Origin of the sequence: Streptomyces sp. NRRL S-1022, assembly GCF_000720135.1 — a bacterium.
Classification (GTDB): Bacteria; Actinomycetota; Actinomycetes; order Streptomycetales; family Streptomycetaceae; genus Streptomyces.
Window position 1 is genome coordinate 1 of record NZ_JOIU01000041.1, and the last position, 16,689, is coordinate 16,689.

The following is a 16,689-nucleotide window of genomic DNA, read 5'->3' on the forward strand; positions in this document are numbered from 1 at the left end:
CCATCGAGTTCCAGGCGTTGGAGCGGGCTTTGGAGGGAGGCTCGTGCACGGTGGGCTCGGTCAAGGGGAACGTCGGCCACCTCGACGCCGCCGCGGGCATGGCCGGCCTGCTCAAAACCGTCCTCGCCCTCCAACACGAAACACTCCCCGCCACACTCAACCACCACCAGCCCAACCCCGACATCAACCTCACCACCAGCCCCCTGCGCATACAAAACCAGACCACCCCCTGGCCCCGCACCCACCGCCCCCGCCGCGCCGGCATCAGCGCCTTCGGCTTCGGCGGAACCAACGCCCACCTCATCCTCGAAGAAGCACCCACCCCACCACCCCCCACACCCAGCCCCCGCCAAACCGAAACACTCATCCTCTCAGCCCGCACCCAACACGCCCTCGAACAAGCCACCGACCAACTCGCCCACCACCTGCAAACCCACCGCCCCCACCTCGCCGACACCGCCTACACCCTCGCCCACGGCAGACACGCCTTCCCCCACCGACGCATCGTCACCGGCACCGACCTCGACACCATCACCCACGCCCTCCACACCCGCGACCCCGCCCACCTCACCACCACCCACACCCCCCACGACACCCCCACCACCGTCTTCCTCTTCAGCGGCCAAGGCACCCAATACCCCGGAATGGCCCACGACCTCTACCACACACACAAAACATTCCGGGAAACCGTCGACGAATGCGCCACCCACCTCACCCCCCACCTCAACGCCGACATCCGAACAATCCTCTGGAACACCAACCACACCCCCCACCCCCTCACCCAAACCCAATACGCCCAACCCGCCCTCTTCACCATCGAATACGCCCTCGCCCGCCAATGGCAAAACTGGGGAATCCACCCCACCACCCTCATCGGACACAGCCTCGGCGAATGGGTCGCCGCCTGCCTCGCCGGCATATTCACCCTCCCCGACGCCCTCGCCCTCGTCACCCTCCGCGGCCGACTCATGCAAAACCAACCCCCCGGAACCATGCTCAACGTCATGACCGACCGCGCAACCATCGAAAAAAACCTCCCCCCACAACTCGCCCTCGCCGCCCATAACGGCCCACGCGACTGCGTCATCTCCGGACCCCACCACGCCATCCAAGAATTCACCCACCACGCCCAACAACACGGCTGGCCCACCCAAACCCTCACCACCGACCACGCCTTCCACTCCGCCCTCATGGACCCCATCCTCGACACCTTCGCCACCGCAATAGAACGCGTCGAACGCAACACCCCCCACACCACCATCATCTCCAACACCACCGGCCAACCCCTCACCCACCACCAAGCCCAAGACCCCCACTACTGGGCCCAACACATCCGCTCAACCGTCGAATTCACCACCTCCATCACCACAGCCAACCAACACCCCACCACCCACTACCTCGAAATCGGCCCCGGCCACACCCTCACCGCTCTCACCCGACGCATCCCCACCACCCACACCAAAAAACCCACCACCCACACCACCCTCCCCCACCCCCACAACCCCACCACCCCCACCCAACACATCCACAACACACTCCACCACCTCTGGCTCACCGGACACACCCCCAACTGGAACACCTACTACCAACACGAAAACCGCCACCGCATACCCCTCCCCACCCACCCCCTCAACCCCAAACACCACTGGCTCCACAAACCCACACCACAACAAACCCCCACCACCCATACCCTCACCCCACATCCTCTGCTGGAACAGCTTCTGGCCCAGTCGATGGGGCTGTGCATATTCAGTACCGAATTCTCTTCGGAACGGCACTGGGTGCTCTCGGAACACAGGTTCCTCGACGAAGCCATCGTCCCCGGAACGACGTATCTGGAGATGGGTCGCGCTGCTGCCGAACTTCTGCTGGAACGTTCCGCGACCGAAATCCGGGACGTCACCTTCCTCACGCCACTTCTGGTACAGGAAGGCGCCACCCGAACCGTACATACGACGGTGCGGGAAACGGGCGACGGACTCGTCGAGTTCACCGTCGCCAGCCTCGAATCCGCGCACAACGACTGGACCGTGCACGCGCGGGGAACGGTCAGCGTGCGGCCGCTTCCCCAGCCGCCGCGGGGGGATATCACCGTGCTGCGCGCACAGTGCGGTCTGGAGACAGTCGACGCCGGCCGGTTCCAGGCCGAGCACCGGGTGATGACCTTCGGCCGCCGTTGGCGGGACAGTCTCCGAACGGTCCATGTCGGGGTGCGCTGTGCCCTCGGTGAGCTGGCGCTTCCCGAGGAGCATTCCACCGAGTGCCAGGACTACGGTCTGCATCCAGCCCTGCTGGACCTGGCCACCGGATTCGGGGGTTTCGCCGCTCTGGACGACGCCGACGCCGGCCAGCGGTCCCATGCCGAGCGTGGATTCTTCCTGCCCGTCGCCTACGACGCGCTGCGCCTTCACTCCCCCCTGCCCGCGCACGGGACGAGCTTCATCCGGCTGCACGCGGACTACGAGGCCGGCGCCGAGGTCCGCAAGGCAGACATCGTCATCTACGACGAGAAGGGGGCCGCCGCCGTCGAGATCCGTGGATTCACCGTCAAGCGGGTCGGCGACGCCCGCCGTACGCTGGCCCGGCTGCGCCCCCACTCCCGCCACCACGCCATTCGCTGGGCCCCGGCGCCCCGCGGGCACCGGGAGCCGTTGTCCTGCCGCAGGATGCTGCTCCTGGGCGCGGCGGACAGCATGGCCGTGGCGCTGAGTGCCGCCCTGCGAGGGCGCGGGCACAGGGTCACGGAAGTCGCCCTTGCCGGTACCTGGGAGCGGCTGAGCGATGACCGGTACCGCGTACCGCCGACTGGCGAGGGCATGGCCCGTCTCCTGGACGCGCTCGGTGGCGTTCCGTTCGAGGACATCGTTCACGTCGCGGCGCCGACCGATGAGCGCATCCACACGGACACGGCGGAACTTGAGAGACAGCTGCTCCTAGGGGTCCACTGTCTGGCCGACCTGGTCCGACGTCTCTCGCAACGCGGACCGCTGCCCGCCCGGCTCAGCGTCGTCGCGCCGTCCGTCAACCGCGTCACGGGACGGGAGGACACGACGGACGCGGTGCACGCGACGCTGTTCGGCCTTGCCAAAGTGGTCGGGCTGGAGAACGAGGGCGTCGATGTGGGGTGCCTCGACATCGCGGCGGACACCAGTCCCGAGGCGGTGTGCGACGAGCTACTCGACAGCCGTCGTCCCGCCGCCCTCGCCCTCCGGGGCGGGGCGCGGTATGTACCGGAGCTGGTGCCCGTCGATGTCACACGGGAGCCACGGACATCACCCGTTCGTCCGGGCGAGGTGTGTCTCATCACGGGCGGGCTGGGCGGCCTCGGTCTGGCCGTGGCTAGGCATCTGAGCCGCACAGTGCCAAGCGTCCGCCTTGCCCTGGTAGGACGTATGGCAGTGCCGCCACGGGAGCAGTGGGACCGGGCGGCGGAGCGCGACGCCGGACTCCGGCGGCGGATCAAGGCACTGCGCGAGCTGACGGCTGCCGGGGCCGAGGTGCGCACCTATCGCGGCGACGTGACCGATGCGGCGCAGATGACGCGGACGGTCCGGCAGATCCGGACCGAGCTGGGTCCGATCGGCTGCGTCGTGCACGCCGCCGGCATCGCCGGGGACGGCTTCCTGTTCCGGAAGGACCCGGAGACCTTCCGGCTCACTCTGGCCCCGAAGGTCGTGGGCGCGCAGGTGCTGGACATCGTCACGCAGGACGCACCCCCGCGCCTGATGGTGAATTTCGGCTCGACGGTCTCCGTCTTCGGAGCTGCCGGGCAGAGCGATTACACGGCGGCCAACAGCTACCTGGACAGTTTCGCGGACACGCGAACGGCACGTGGCCGGCAGACGGTCACGATCAACTGGAGCGACTGGCTCGACGTGGGCATGGCCGCCGATCACGGTGTCCGGCACGACCAGGGCTTCTTTCGCTCCCTCTCCGTCGAGGACGCGGTGAGCAGCTTCGAGGAGATCCTGACCTCCTCGTGCACATCGGTGATCGTGGGTGAGGTGAACTACCCCAAGCTCGGCAGGGACGAGAGCCTCACCCGGCTGGTCCAGCGCGGTCCGCTCGTCCTGTCCGAGTCGATCCGGGAAGCCATCGACTCCGCCCGGCGACGCGCGCAGCCGAAGGAGACGGGCCCCACCGCGGTCCTTGACCGACGGCTACGGCTCCTGGGCAGGGAAGACGGCGCCTACAGCGCCGCGGAACAGGTACTGGCCGCCATATGGGCCGAGGAACTCGGCCTGACAGAGCTGAACGTGTACGACAGTTCCCTCGCGCTCGGCGTCGACTCGTTGATGGCACTGCGACTGGCGCAGAGGATCCAGAAGGTCACGGGCATCGCCCTGTCGATCGCCGACCTGTATCGCCACGACACGATCGCGGGGCTGGCACAGCGTCTCGACTCCGCCACCGCGTGACCCGACATCCGTTCCACGACGGCTCCCTGGAGAAAGGTGGTATCGCATGAACATCGGTACGGTGGGGGTGATCGGTGCGGGCACGATCGGCCGCGGCGTTGCCCAGTCCCTGGCCCACGCGGGCACGGGCGTCGTACTCGTCGACGTATCGCAAGCTCAACTGGACGACGCGCTCGACCAGGTGAGGCGGGACCTTCTGGTGCACAGCATGCTGTCCGGGCAGCCGCTGAAGGAGGATGTCGACACCGTCCTCGCGCGGATCCACCCGCATGTCGGACTGGCTCACCTGGCCGAGGTCGACTTCGTGGTCGAGAACGTCACCGAGAACTGGTCGGTGAAGCGCGAGGTGTACGAGGAGATCGACGAGATCTGCCGCCCCGGGGTGATCTTCGGTGTCAACACCTCGGCGGTTCCGATCACCCGAGTGGGCTCCGTGACCCGGCGTCCCACGGGGGTCATCGGGCTCCACTTCATGAACCCGGTTCCGCTGGTGGACACCGTGGAAGTCGTCCGGGGCCATTTCACCTCGGACGGCACGTTAGACGCCTCGCTCCGGCTGCTCACGGGACTCGGCAAGGAAGGCATCGTCGTCCAGGACGCCCCGGGCTTCGTGACCAACCGGGTGCTCATGCCGACCATCAACGAGGCGATCTTCTGCGTTCAGGACGGGGTCGCCTCAGCCGAGAGCGTCGACAAGATGTTCCGAGGCTGTTTCGGTCACAGAATGGGCCCGCTGGAGACCGCCGACCTCATCGGGCTCGACACGATCCTGAACTCGACCATCGTCCTCTACGAGAGCTTCCGGGACAGCAAGTACCGCCCCGCTCCGCTCCTCCAGCGGATGGTCGACGCCGGCCTGCTCGGCCGGAAGACAGGGCGCGGGTTCTTCACCTATTGATCGCACGGCCCAGCCCCGCTTCCACCTCGCCTCCGGGCCCAATCACATCCGTCACCACCCGAAGGGCACCAGCATGAAGCAGAACGACGCGCGAAGCCTCATCCGAGAATTCATCAGCCCTCATGTCAACGGCCATTCCCTGGCCGACGACGATGACTTCTTCGCCCTCGGCTATGTCAACTCACTCTTCGCCATGCAGCTCATGATGTTCCTGCAGAACGAGTTCAAGTTGGTCCTGACCCCTGCCGACATGCACTTCGACAACTTCCGGTCCGTGAACGGGCTGGTGCGTCTGGTCACCTCCAAAGCAACGGCCTGACGGCTCACCGCGTCGTCGGCCTTCCGTTTCCCCAGGGCTAGGAGCTTCCCGTCATGAACGAGACCCCGCGAGTACAGCAGCAGGCCGGCCTCGGGCGCGCTCGTGGCATTCGTGTCCCCGTCGGTCTGAACGCCCCGGTACCCGAAGCCCTCGCACCGGAGATCGAACGGCGTCTGCTCTTCGTGTCGCCGGAGATCACCGAGTACGACCTGATCGTGACCGACGGTGAGGTGCGCGGTGTGTCGCTGACCGTGGACACCCCTGTCCCTGACGATGTGCTGACCCAGAAGGTCAACCACATGGTGGACACGGACATTCGCACCCAGTGGGTGACCCCCGGCAAAACCGTCTGGGCGTCGCCGTACCGGCCAGGCGCGGAGGCCGGCGTGTTCGAGCGGCTGCTGGAGACGGGCGCGGTGAGCGTTGCCGGTGAGGGCCAGGTGGCCATCGGGGAACCGCTGCTGTCCCTCTTCGCCTACTTCGACCGCTCCGTACGGGAGATTCTGGCCAGGGACTTCACGGCGACGGAGTACCGGTACCCGACGCTCATCAGTACGCGGGCGCTGGAGACGTCGGGCTACATCACGTCGTTTCCGCACCATCTCATGCTGGTGAGCCGGCTCCACAACGACATCGACGTCTATCGCGCCTTCCAGGAGAAGTACACCGATGCCGGTGTCGACTCCACTGTTCTGGGCTACTGCGGCAATGTGGACTACTGTCTCCCGCCCACCATGTGCTACCACACGTTCCACCAGTTCCAGGGCAGGACCCTGGAGTCCGGCCGACTCCATGTCGTCACTTCCCGCGGCAAGTCCTTCCGTTTCGAGGCCGCCTACGCGGCCACCCTGGAGAGACTGTGGGACTTCACGATTCGGGAGGTCGTGTTCCTGGGCTCACGCGAGGACGTCCTCGACGCCCGGGGCCGGTTCATGCAGCAAGTCCTCGACTACGTCGACGGCCTCGGACTCAGTGGGTCGTGCGAGGTCGGCAACGATCCGTTCTTCTCGGGCGCGGACACCGGCGCACGCATCTGGTCGCAGCGCCTCATGGAACTCAAGTACGAGCTGCGGCTCCACGTCGGCGCCGACCGAAGCATCGCCGTGGCCTCGTTCAACTTCCACGACGATCTGTTCGGAAAGGCCTTCGGCATCAACCAGGGCGTCGACGGGCCGATCAGGAGTGGATGTGTCGGGTTCGGCCTGGAACGGCTCGTCTACGCCTTCCTGTGCCAGTACGGCGTGGATCCCGAGCGCTGGCCGGACGCCGTGCGTTCCGGCGTCGCGGCGTGAGCAGGCCTTGATATGAACGAGGCCGACTCCGCCGTCGTGCGCACGGTTTCCGAGGGACGGGCTCCCCGTACACCCGAGGAAGAAGTCCTCTGTGCCATCTTCTGCGACGTGCTCAAGGTGGACCGCGTCAGCATCGACGACTCGTTCTTCCAGCTCGGCGGCCACTCACTGCTCGCCGGAAGGCTGTCCGCACGTGTACGTGCGGTGCTGGACGTCGAGATACCGCTGCGCACCGTATTCGAGTCGCCGACCGTCGCGTCGCTCGCCGCGCATCTCGCGCACGCCGGCGGTCGTCGGCGCCCGCGCCTGCGCCGGATGGAGCGAGGGCCGGAGATCCCGCTGTCCCACACCCAACGGCGCCTGTGGTTCCTGAACCGGTTGCACGGTGCGGCGGCCACCTACAACATGCCCATCGCGTACCGGCTGCGCGGGCCGCTGAACGTCCGAGCCGTTGAGCGGGCGCTCGACGACCTGATACACCGGCACGAGAGTCTGCGCACGGCCTATCCGGACTGGGACGGCCGGCCCCAGCAGGTTGTGCTCGATCCCGACGAGGCTCCCGTCCCACTGCCGGTCGTCGCCGTCACCGAGGAAGAGTTACCGCGACGCCTGACGACCGCCGTTCGCTATCCCTTCGACCTCACCGCTGAGACGGCGCTGCGTGCGACGCTGTTCCGGCTGGCCGACGAGGTGCACGTCCTGCTGCTGGTCGTGCACCACATCGCCTGCGACGGCTGGTCGATGGCGCCACTGGTCCGGGACCTGGCGTGCGCCTACGAGGCACGGCGTCGTGGCAAAGCTCCCGCCTGGCGTGAACTACCCGTGCAGTACGTGGACTTCACCCTCTGGCAGCACAACGTACTGGGCGACCCTCGCGACGCGGACAGCCTCATCGGCCGTCAGGCCCGCTTCTGGCAAAAGGAACTGGCCAGCATGCCCCACCGGTTGCGGACCGACGTGACGGCGGAGCGCACGGACGTCCCCACGTACCGGGGCAGCACGGTCAGAGCCGGCATCGCGCCGGAAACGCATGGCGCTCTTCAGGAACTCGCCCGGGCGACGGGAGCCAGCGTCTTCATGACGGTGCACGCGGCGTTGGCAGCCATGCTCACCCTTCGAGGCGCGGGCACCGACATCGCCATCGGCACTCCGACGGCCGGGCGCGCGGACCCCGACCTGGACGATCTCGTGGGGTTCTTCGTCAACACGCTCGTGTTGCGGACAAACACCGACGGCGATCCGACGTTCCGGGAACTGCTGGGCCGGGTCCGCAGCACCGATCTCGCGGCTTTCGCGCACCAGGACGTGCCCTTCGATCACTTGGTGCAGCTGCTCAATCCTCCTCGATCCGCAACCTCGCATCCCCTCATCCAGGTCATGCTCGCCTTCCAGAGCAATGAGGAAGCCCGACTGAGCCTGGACGGGGTGGAGGTGCGACCGCAGCCGGTCGATGAAGGTGTCACGCGGTTCGATCTCCGGTTCGAGCTGTTCGAACGGACCACGGAAGACCAGCAGCCGGCCGGTATGGACGTGAGCCTCACCTTCGCCCGTGACCTGTACGGCAGCGAGGACGCGGAGCGGCTGCTGCGGGACTTCTTGGCCGTACTGGGTGCCGCCCGCGACCCGGACCGGCGGCTGAGCGAGTTGACCGGAGCGCGGCGTCCGGATTTCGTGGAGGGCGGTGCGGGGGAACGACGGAGCGCCGGCCCCGCGGTCGGTCCCCGCCGCCTCGGAGGAAGGCGGCCTCGGATCGCCTTCGTCTGCTCCCCTTACGGGCAGCAGTGGGTGGGGATGGGACGAACGCTTTTCCGCACAGAACCAGTGTTCCGCGCCGTCCTGGAGGAATGCGACAGCCTTCTCGCGCCCTATACCGGGTGGTCGCTCGTCCAAGAGATCTTCCTCGACGAGCCGGACGCCAGGAACGATGACGTCGGAGTCGTGCAGCCGATCGTCTTCGCCATCCAGGTCGGCATCGCCCGGTGGCTCGAGGCGGCTGGAGTGGTCCCCGGCGCGGTGGCCGGACACAGTGTCGGGGAGATCGCGGCCTGTGTCATCGCCGGCATCCTGGACCTGCCGCAGGCCGTGCGGCTGGTCCATCACTACAGCGATCAGCAGCGCCGTGTGGCGGGGCCGGGCGCCGGTATGGCGGCGATCGAACTCGGCACGGACGAGCTGGCACAGCTGCTGCGCGCCTACGAGGGCAAGGTGTCCGTCGCCGCGAAGAACGGACCGCGGATGACCGTGCTGGCCGGTGAGCGAACCGCCCTGGAAGCAGTCGTTGCCCGATGCCAGGCCCAAGATGTGCTGGCGGCCATGGTGCAGGTCGACCTCGCGGCACACAGCGCCGCCATCGACCCCATCGCGGCCGACCTGGAGAACGCCATCGGGACACTCAGGCCGAGGCCCGGCCGCATCATGATGGCTTCCTCCGTAACGGGTGACGTCCTGGACTGGCGTCAGGTCGATGCCCGCTATTTCGTGCGCAACCTCCGCTCCCCCGTTCTCCTCCTCGACGCCGCCGATTGTCTGCTGGCGGAGCATGACGTGCTGATCGAGATCAGCACCCACCCGGTCCTCGCCCCGGCCCTCCAGCAGAGCGTGGACGCGAGCGGCACCGGAGCGAGCGTGCTCACGACGATGCGCCGCGGCCAGGACGATCGTGCCGGTCTGCTCCAGACCCTCGCCGCCCTTGAAGAGAAATTTCCAGGTCAGTCCCCGACTCACTGAAAGGATGCAGAAGAATGCAACCTTCATTCGAAACAGAAGACTTCGCCGTGTTCGACGACTTCCTGCCCGTCGAGAGCCTCAGGCAGATTCAGACCTACTTCACGACCGAACCATTCACGTACGTCAAGAGTCAGCGCTCCCGGTCCTATGTGTTCCGGCACCTGGACGGCGACCCACTGGTGGGTACCTCGGTCTTCCACCACTATCCCGACCCGCCCAAAAACGCGAAAAAGTTTCCGTCGGGTAATTCTGTGGACCTGCTGGTGCATGAAATCGATCAGGCCGCCGAATTCCTGTCGCCGTGGACCGGGAAGCAGGGTGAGTCCTGGGACTTCTTCACGTGCACTCCCTACGTCTATCCCCTGGGCGCCGGACTCTCCTGGCACGACGATGTCAGAGGGGGCAAGAGCGCTTCGTACACCTTCTACGCCCATGCCGAGTGGTCGGCCTCGTGGGGTGCGGAGCTTCTAATAGAGAGCCGTGGTCGGCAGGGAGCCGCCGGCACCGCCGAGAGGAAAGCGGGAGGTTTCGGGAATTACATAACTCCCTTGCCGAACCGGCTGGTGGTCATCAAGGCGGGAACCCCGCACATGGTGAAGCGTGTGGAAATGAACGCCGGCGAACACGTCAGGGCCTCACTCACCGGATTCTTCTACACCAACACCGAGTGACGGCGACGGAGGTGGTGAGCGCGAGGTGAATGGCTTCGGACGCTACCCATCGGCCACGGGGTAGAATTCCAGGGCTATGCCGCCGAATGCGCTCGCCACCGTTTCCGCGTCGAGACGACGCCGTCCGGAGGCCGGATCGACGATCAGCACTTTCCGGCCCCGTACGCCTTCCAGCACCACGTAGTGGTCCGGGTTCCAGTGGAGAATGCTTCCTGGCGGCAGACGGGCCAGTCCCCTGGCAGAAACCCGTAGCCCGCGGCCCTGCAATCCCAGCTTCCGGCCCGTCTCCAGCAGCGCCCGAGCGGATACACCGGCCCCATCCACGTCCATCGCGTCACGGATTCGGTGAAGGCTCGCATCGATTCCGTGATATCTCAGGGTCATGTACAGGCAGGCGGGTCCGCAGTCCCATGTCTGCTCTTGCAGGCGAACAGGCACCCGATGCCCGCGCAGCCGGTCGATCAGTCCCCTCACAGCGATGAACTCTCCCGTTCCACCATCTCGATGGTGATGGATCGCGGCACGGCGAGGAACCGGTTCTCCCGTGCACCGCGGATCAGGTGATCCCGGATCGCCTCGACCGAGACGTCCTCCTGGGCCACGACATGCGCCCGGAGCATGTCCGTTGCGGCCTCGTACCTGCGCACCTCGACTTCGGCGCTGATCACTCCTTCGACGTCCCGGATCGCACGCTCCAGATCCCGCGTGCTCACGGCGAGGACGGCCCGCCCCTGCGGATCCGTGATGCGTGAGAGCCCCTGCCGCCTGCTCGCCCTCCCGTCGGCGAGCGCCTCCGCGACGGCAGCAGCACCGACCGGGAGCGCCGCTCCGAAAGCTGTCAGGAATCGACGCTGCACCGAGAACGGCATGACCTTCTCATCGGCGATGAACGAGTACGTCAGGCACTCGGGCCGGCTCGACACCTGGAAGTCCAGACCTGCGGGATCGAACCGGGCGCCCTCGGGCACACTGGCCTCGGACACCTCGATTCCCGCACCACGCCGTGTGGCGGCGCTGTGCTCCGTCTTCATGTAATTGATCGAGAGATCATCCACGAGGGATCTCCCCATCTCGCCTGCCTTGCGCTCCAGGGCCTCATGCAACTTCAGCGGATCCGCACGCCGACAGGCGCGGATCGACTGGAGGAGCTGCCTCTGCACATGCGGCAGGAGGTCCTCCGCGGCAGGCTGCCGATCGATGATGAGCGGGACACGCATCGCGAACATCCCAGCCATGTCCCGCTCGGAAGCCCCCCGCATGTCGACCACGACGGACACTTTGATCCGGTCGAGCGGTGAAAGCGCGAAAATACACGCTGCGAAAACCGTGAGAACCCACTGGAATTCTGTGCATGCCGCATCGGCGACCGCCTCGCGCAGCGCCGACAGCTCCTGCCCGGCCAGCCTCAACGGTTCATAGGTCACCTGGGCTTTTGCATCCGGCATCGGCTGCTCGCCATCACCCCAGAACTGAATGACCGGAGGTATGCTGGCCGCCCTGTTCGCCCAGTGTTGCTCAGCGCTTGCCTGCCGACCCGCTCTCCGCCCCGCGTGATTGGCTACGACTGCGAGATAGCGCTCGTCGGCTTGCTCGGCATCCCGCCGCTCCGCACGTGCCTCCCATATGTCACTCATGATGAGATTGCAGGCGGTCCCGTCCACGGCCAGGTGGGAAAATCCGGCGAGGAGAACATGACAGGCCGAGGAGTACCGCACCAGGAAAAACCTGAACGGGTAGTCCTGTGCCAAGTCCCACGAGCGGCCCATCTCGGTGCGCCACAGGCGCTGCACATACCGGTTGAACTGATCCGGCGATGCCGCCCTCACAGCCCTCGCGGTGACGAGTCGGTGCGCCGGCGGATGCGGGCGCAGAAACTGCCGCGGCACGCCGTCACGTACACTCATCCCGATCCGCAGGGCCGCGTTCCTCTGCACTGCGTAGTCGATCCCCGACAGGAGGGAATCCGGGTCCAGTTCCCCGGCTATTGTTTGTAGCCGCCAGACACCCGTGACCCACCCAGGGTTCTGTGACAGTGCCCGCCAATGGAGTTCCTGCCCAGCGGTCAACGGGCTGTACGCCGATACCCTCGCGTCACTCACTGCCGGTCCGTTCTCGTTGGGCAAGCCACGTGACAGCCGCCTGCCGGGCCATTTTGCGGCACATCCTCTCGGTATTTCTGTCCAAGCCCAGGAGGCGGTTGCAATGCATATGCAGGAGCGACTCCAGCACCACGTCGAGGGAAAGCTCATCGGGCCGCTGCGCGTGGTAGTGCCGCAAGGCCGCGGACCGCTGCCGGCGGGCCTCGGCGACCTCGCCCGACAGGGCGTCCAGCCTGGCCGCTCCGGGGCCCGATATCCAGCGGATCAGGTTCCGCAGTCCGTTCCGTTCCACGGGTGGTCCAGCAGGCGCGGAACCGCCCGCCAGCCATGACATGGCCTCGGTGAGGCTTCCCAGCAGGCCCTGCGCGATGTCGATCAGGTTGAGCGCCGCCCACGCGACCTGCTCACCGGGAGATGTGACGTGCCCCAACAAGCCCGCCACCAGGGCGCTGTCGGCTGCGAAGACCGACTCGGCGGCCTCCATGGCCGGCCCAGGCCCATATCGGCCGACCTCGGGACGGTACACGTCGAACGACACGGACGTGACCAGCCCGTCGTCACGCAGCCGCTCCGCCCACTGTCCGACCACTGCCGCGTGCACGCCGAACTGACCGGCGTCGGTTCTGATGCGTAGCCTCAGATGGTCCGTCTCGCCCGGGCTTCGGTAGCGAACGAACCACCACGGAGGAGAGGCGTCGAGCCGGCCCAGAAGCCGAGGCATCCGCTCGGCCAGGATGTGGGCGTGCCGTTCTCCGCGCGCGAAGATCTTCACGAACAGCCAGTGGGCCCCAGGAGCACCGGGCAGTTGTCCGTGCCGCCTGTCGAGCAGCACCGGCTGTGGCGCGATCATGGGCGTCGGCACCGGCTCGTCCCGGGTGAACAGCGGCAGGACGACCTCATGGGCGTAGCCTCCGATCCAGCCGAAGTCCTGTGGCCCCTCGGTCTCGGTCAGCACCGCCCGCGGGTGGGCGAGCAGATGATCACGAACGACAGCCGCGTGAGCGGGCTCGTCCAGGTTCAACCGCATCGTCCGGTCGCCGTGGCGCAGTTCCGTGGCGGCCGGGCATTTCCACCGGGACCGCCATTGAGTGAGGGCTCGGTGCCACTGCGCGGGATCCGCCCCCGCAGCCGGCAGGTCAGCAGGGGTCAGGTGCCAGCGCGCCGGTGACAGTACGCTGCGACCGTGGCGTACCCGGGGCAGGTACGGCAGGCGCGCGGCGTGCGGTCCCCAGTCGAATTCGCCCCACACCGTGTCGAACGCGCGAGGGAGTTCCACGAGGAAGCGTACGAGGGGCGGGAGCTGTGCCTCCAGTGCCAAGGCATGGAATACCTGGGGTTCAACCACCTGACGGCGCTTGACGCTCACCAGGAACAGCCGTTCGTACGACGCGAGCACGGCCAAGTCGTCGAGCGTGAGGACGTCGGCCCCGTCGGCCTGCTCGTCGCTCTCTTCGAGAGACATGTCCCGCTCGGGCACCGGCCGCCGCGCTTCGCACTGGCCGAGCGGGAGCACGAGGGGGAGGTACGCGGGCACGCGGCAGACGTTCTCCAGCTCCGTGTCAGCGGGGGGGCATGTCACCTGGACGGGTACGGCTCCCGCGGTGGTGGTCGGTACGGACCGGTACACCTGCGAAAGGCCCGCGCCTACGACGTTCGGGGCGAACCGCCCGGTGAGCACCCCGGCGGACCGTGCGGGAGCAACGGCCAGTGTGAACTCACCGTCGGCCAAGGCGCCGAGGTCGGTGGCACGGATCCGCGCGGACAGTTCCACATGCGGTGGATCGCAGGACTCCGCCGGCCTGTCACCGGCCAGTGCCTGGATGATTTCCTCGGTCAGGGCGATCTCGCGGCTGTCGTGGAGAGCCGCTGACCAAGCGAGGGCGAGCAACCTCTGGTCGCGTTCGTTCGCACGGTCGCCGGGGCCCGGACCGGGCCAAGTGCTGGTCCGGTATCCGGCGGGATATCCCAGTCCGGAATCCCGGTTGACGACGTCGCGCAACGGCACCAGCACGTCCGTGCCGTACCGCTCGCAGAAAGCGCTGTGGTATTCCCGCCAGTTCTCTGCGCCGGTGGGTCGACGGCTGAGGCGCGCCAGTGTGCTCGCGGCCTTCTCCAACTCCCGCACGACGGCAGGGGGCATCCGTACTCTCCGGTCGACAAACAGATCCACGGCCAGGGGTGAACGGCCTGCTGGGGAGATTCCTCGCATGCGGCGGCTGAGGGACTCGCGCCGGCGAAGCTGATCGTCGTGGCTGACGGCAGGCCGATTGTGCGCCGCCAGCTGCATGTGCACGGCCTCGATCTCGTGCAGCAGCGTTCTCGTGGTCTCGATCGCGGCTGCTCCGGCGGCGCGGAGCCGGTCGATTAGATACGTGAGCGGGTCGGGGACGGTGAGCGGTGCGTGAAGAGAGGAGACAAGAAATCCATGCCTCACGAGCCCCGAAAGAAGGAGTCTGATGTCCCGCTGTCCGGCATCAGGAAATTCTTCAGCCATCCGGCCGATGAGTTCCGAGAACAGCAGCGGGGCGGCGGCGGCGCTGCGCAATACGCGAACGGCACTGGTATGGCGCATCGTCACCCCGCCCGGACCGCGAGCCAGTTCCATGCGTTCGCCGCTACGCACGGCGAGGTCGCTGAAAACTACGTGCAGGCGTTCCAGGAGTTCGGGGCATGCCTCGAAACGGCTGATGACGTCGGCGAGCCAGGCAGCGTCGACCTTGGCGACGGAAAAGTGACCGGTCCCGTGGAGAACACTGGGCGTCGACCCGAATTCCAGCGGCGCGACTCCGGCGAAGAGACCGAAGGGAGTGGGACGTCCGGTAGCTCGTAGCACATAGCGCATGAGGGCCATGGCGGCGCGACGCACACGGCGCTCAGCGACGGGTGAACCGCCGAGGATCTGCTCTGTACGGGCAGCCAGAAGAGGGCTGGCCAGCTTGACGGCGTCGGCGACCCCGGGCACGGCCCATGCCTGCTCCATCCATGCCCGGCACCCGGTCACGTCGTCCGGAGACGGCCAAGGCCGAGGAACTTGGTCGGTCGCCAGCGCTGCCGATCGCAGCAACCCGCCCCCGGCGTGCCGATATGGCGGCATGATTTCCCACCACCCCCGAACAAGGCAAGGAATCGCGTGCACAGTGGGTGCCGACCGCGATTTCCTTCGGCCGACACCCACTGCCTTGCTCCGTCAAGCCGATTTTTCCGGGCTATCAGGTGGGCTTGGTACCCAGAACAACTGCTTCGGATCCACCCTCGGTGTCATCCAGCTCTTCATCGTCCAAAGAACGGATGTCCAGGTCCTCAAACTCCATGACTCACCCCCAATGGTTGATAAGTCTCGAACGAAGGAACCTCTCGATCTTCCCTGCCGTCACAGAAGATCGTCAATAGCGCCCTTCAACCGAATCAGGGACGAATTTCGGCCACGCCGCGGCTTCTCCTTGACCGGGTCCGAGCGCTCGACGCCTGGATGTCACAAAAGGTGTGCGTTTGGGGCGTGGTGACGCGCCTGCATCGCTCGTGACCAGCGATAACGGACGGCTCAACCGTCTCGGAGATAGGGGAATCCCCTCGACCGGCAACAGAAAAAGCATGACGCCCTCCACGCCTCTGACAAGCAGTTTCCTCCCGACGCAGGTTGCCTTTCGCCGTCGCGCTGAAGTCGCGTCATGCGGATCGATTGGTATGACCGTGAGCCATCTTGACTTTGATTGGAAGCGCCGGTAAGAACTAGCGGTCACTCATCAGCCTTCCCGTCGGCGCGATCGGCGGCCCCTCGGGGAGCACGGCACGGCCCGGATGCTGACGGTTTACGTCACTTCGAGAACGTTCAAGATCCCGAGGGCAACGCCATTCAGCAGCGAGTGGCCTCGACGCTGGTGTACTGTGCGGGAGCCTGACAACATCTACCGCGCCGAATTGCGCATGTGGCGCTGTGCTCACCGGCGGATCGCATCCAGGTCCCGGCCCGGAGCAGAGAACGTAATTCACCTGTTGCTCCACTGCGCTTCGAAGTGCCGCCACGGGGTCACGCGTTGCCGTCGAACAGCGGCTGACCTCACGCCGCATCGGCACCGGCATCGCCCGGTGGCATCCGCCGACCGTGAAGGAGTACGAGCTGCTCAGTCATCTGATACCGGGCCGGACGGCCGGAACCCGCCATCAGTGCGGCGTGACGCCGTACCAGGGGCTCTGCCGGCGGCAGTCCGAGGAGCACGGTACTCCCTGCCGGACCTGCTCGCGCGACGGCGCCCGCGGGTATGAGC

General features: G+C 66.7%; 9 protein-coding genes. 6 read left to right on the top strand and 3 right to left on the bottom strand.

Features of this window, described 5'->3' with window-relative positions:
* The first annotated feature begins 2 nt into the window (after nucleotides 1-2).
* The 6 genes from IG05_RS0138040 to IG05_RS0138070 all read left to right on the top strand — a co-directional run bounded on the left by IG05_RS0138040 (nucleotide 3) and on the right by IG05_RS0138070 (nucleotide 10,325).
* Nucleotides 3-4,418, top strand: a complete 4,416-nt coding sequence (locus IG05_RS0138040; protein ID WP_267883339.1) for a type I polyketide synthase — start codon at nucleotides 3-5, stop codon at nucleotides 4,416-4,418.
* A gap of 46 nt (nucleotides 4,419-4,464) precedes the next feature.
* Entirely contained in the window at nucleotides 4,465-5,316 is an 852-nt protein-coding gene (locus IG05_RS0138045) for a 3-hydroxyacyl-CoA dehydrogenase family protein (protein ID WP_030348691.1), read from the top strand.
* A 73-nt stretch (nucleotides 5,317-5,389) separates the two neighbouring features.
* Complete coding sequence (locus IG05_RS0138050; protein ID WP_030348692.1) at nucleotides 5,390-5,635, top strand: acyl carrier protein; 246 nt, start codon at nucleotides 5,390-5,392, stop codon at nucleotides 5,633-5,635.
* Between the two features lie 53 nt (nucleotides 5,636-5,688).
* Complete coding sequence (locus IG05_RS43975; RefSeq protein ID WP_051790687.1) at nucleotides 5,689-6,927, top strand: hypothetical protein; 1,239 nt, start codon at nucleotides 5,689-5,691, stop codon at nucleotides 6,925-6,927.
* 12 nt (nucleotides 6,928-6,939) lie between these two features.
* Nucleotides 6,940-9,654, top strand: coding sequence for a condensation domain-containing protein (locus IG05_RS43980; protein ID WP_030348694.1), 2,715 nt, complete (start codon nucleotides 6,940-6,942; stop codon nucleotides 9,652-9,654).
* A 47-nt stretch (nucleotides 9,655-9,701) separates the two neighbouring features.
* On the top strand, nucleotides 9,702-10,325 hold the full coding sequence (locus tag IG05_RS0138070) for a 2OG-Fe(II) oxygenase (protein ID WP_158839105.1): 624 nt from the start codon (nucleotides 9,702-9,704) through the stop codon (nucleotides 10,323-10,325).
* A gap of 42 nt (nucleotides 10,326-10,367) precedes the next feature.
* Here the strand turns inward: IG05_RS0138070 and IG05_RS48110 are convergent, their stop codons facing one another.
* From IG05_RS48110 to IG05_RS0138080, 3 genes are read right to left on the bottom strand one after another with little or no spacing between them, the layout of a single operon-like run.
* Nucleotides 10,368-10,799: a cysteine peptidase family C39 domain-containing protein gene (locus tag IG05_RS48110; protein ID WP_158839107.1), complete on the bottom strand. Its 432-nt coding sequence runs from the start codon at nucleotides 10,797-10,799 to the stop codon at nucleotides 10,368-10,370.
* Nucleotides 10,796-12,424: a condensation domain-containing protein gene (locus IG05_RS0138075; protein ID WP_158839109.1), complete on the bottom strand. Its 1,629-nt coding sequence runs from the start codon at nucleotides 12,422-12,424 to the stop codon at nucleotides 10,796-10,798. Before IG05_RS0138075 ends, IG05_RS48110 begins: the two co-directional genes overlap by 4 nt.
* Nucleotides 12,417-15,404 (bottom strand): lantibiotic dehydratase, encoded by a 2,988-nt coding sequence (locus IG05_RS0138080; RefSeq protein WP_051790689.1) that lies wholly within the window; start codon nucleotides 15,402-15,404, stop codon nucleotides 12,417-12,419. Before IG05_RS0138080 ends, IG05_RS0138075 begins: the two co-directional genes overlap by 8 nt.
* Nucleotides 15,405-16,689: the final 1,285 nt, after the last annotated feature.

Bases quoted from the DNA above. Each gene is read 5' to 3' on its own strand.
- IG05_RS0138045 (WP_030348691.1), top strand. From the start codon at position 4,465: ATGAACATCGGTACGGTGGGGGTGATCGGTGCGGGCACGATCGGCCGC.
- IG05_RS0138050 (WP_030348692.1), top strand. From the start codon at position 5,390: ATGAAGCAGAACGACGCGCGAAGCCTCATCCGAGAATTCATCAGCCCT.
- IG05_RS43975 (WP_051790687.1), top strand. From the start codon at position 5,689: ATGAACGAGACCCCGCGAGTACAGCAGCAGGCCGGCCTCGGGCGCGCT.
- IG05_RS43980 (WP_030348694.1), top strand. From the start codon at position 6,940: ATGAACGAGGCCGACTCCGCCGTCGTGCGCACGGTTTCCGAGGGACGG.
- IG05_RS0138080 (WP_051790689.1), bottom strand. From the start codon at position 15,404: ATGGAGCAGGCATGGGCCGTGCCCGGGGTCGCCGACGCCGTCAAGCTG.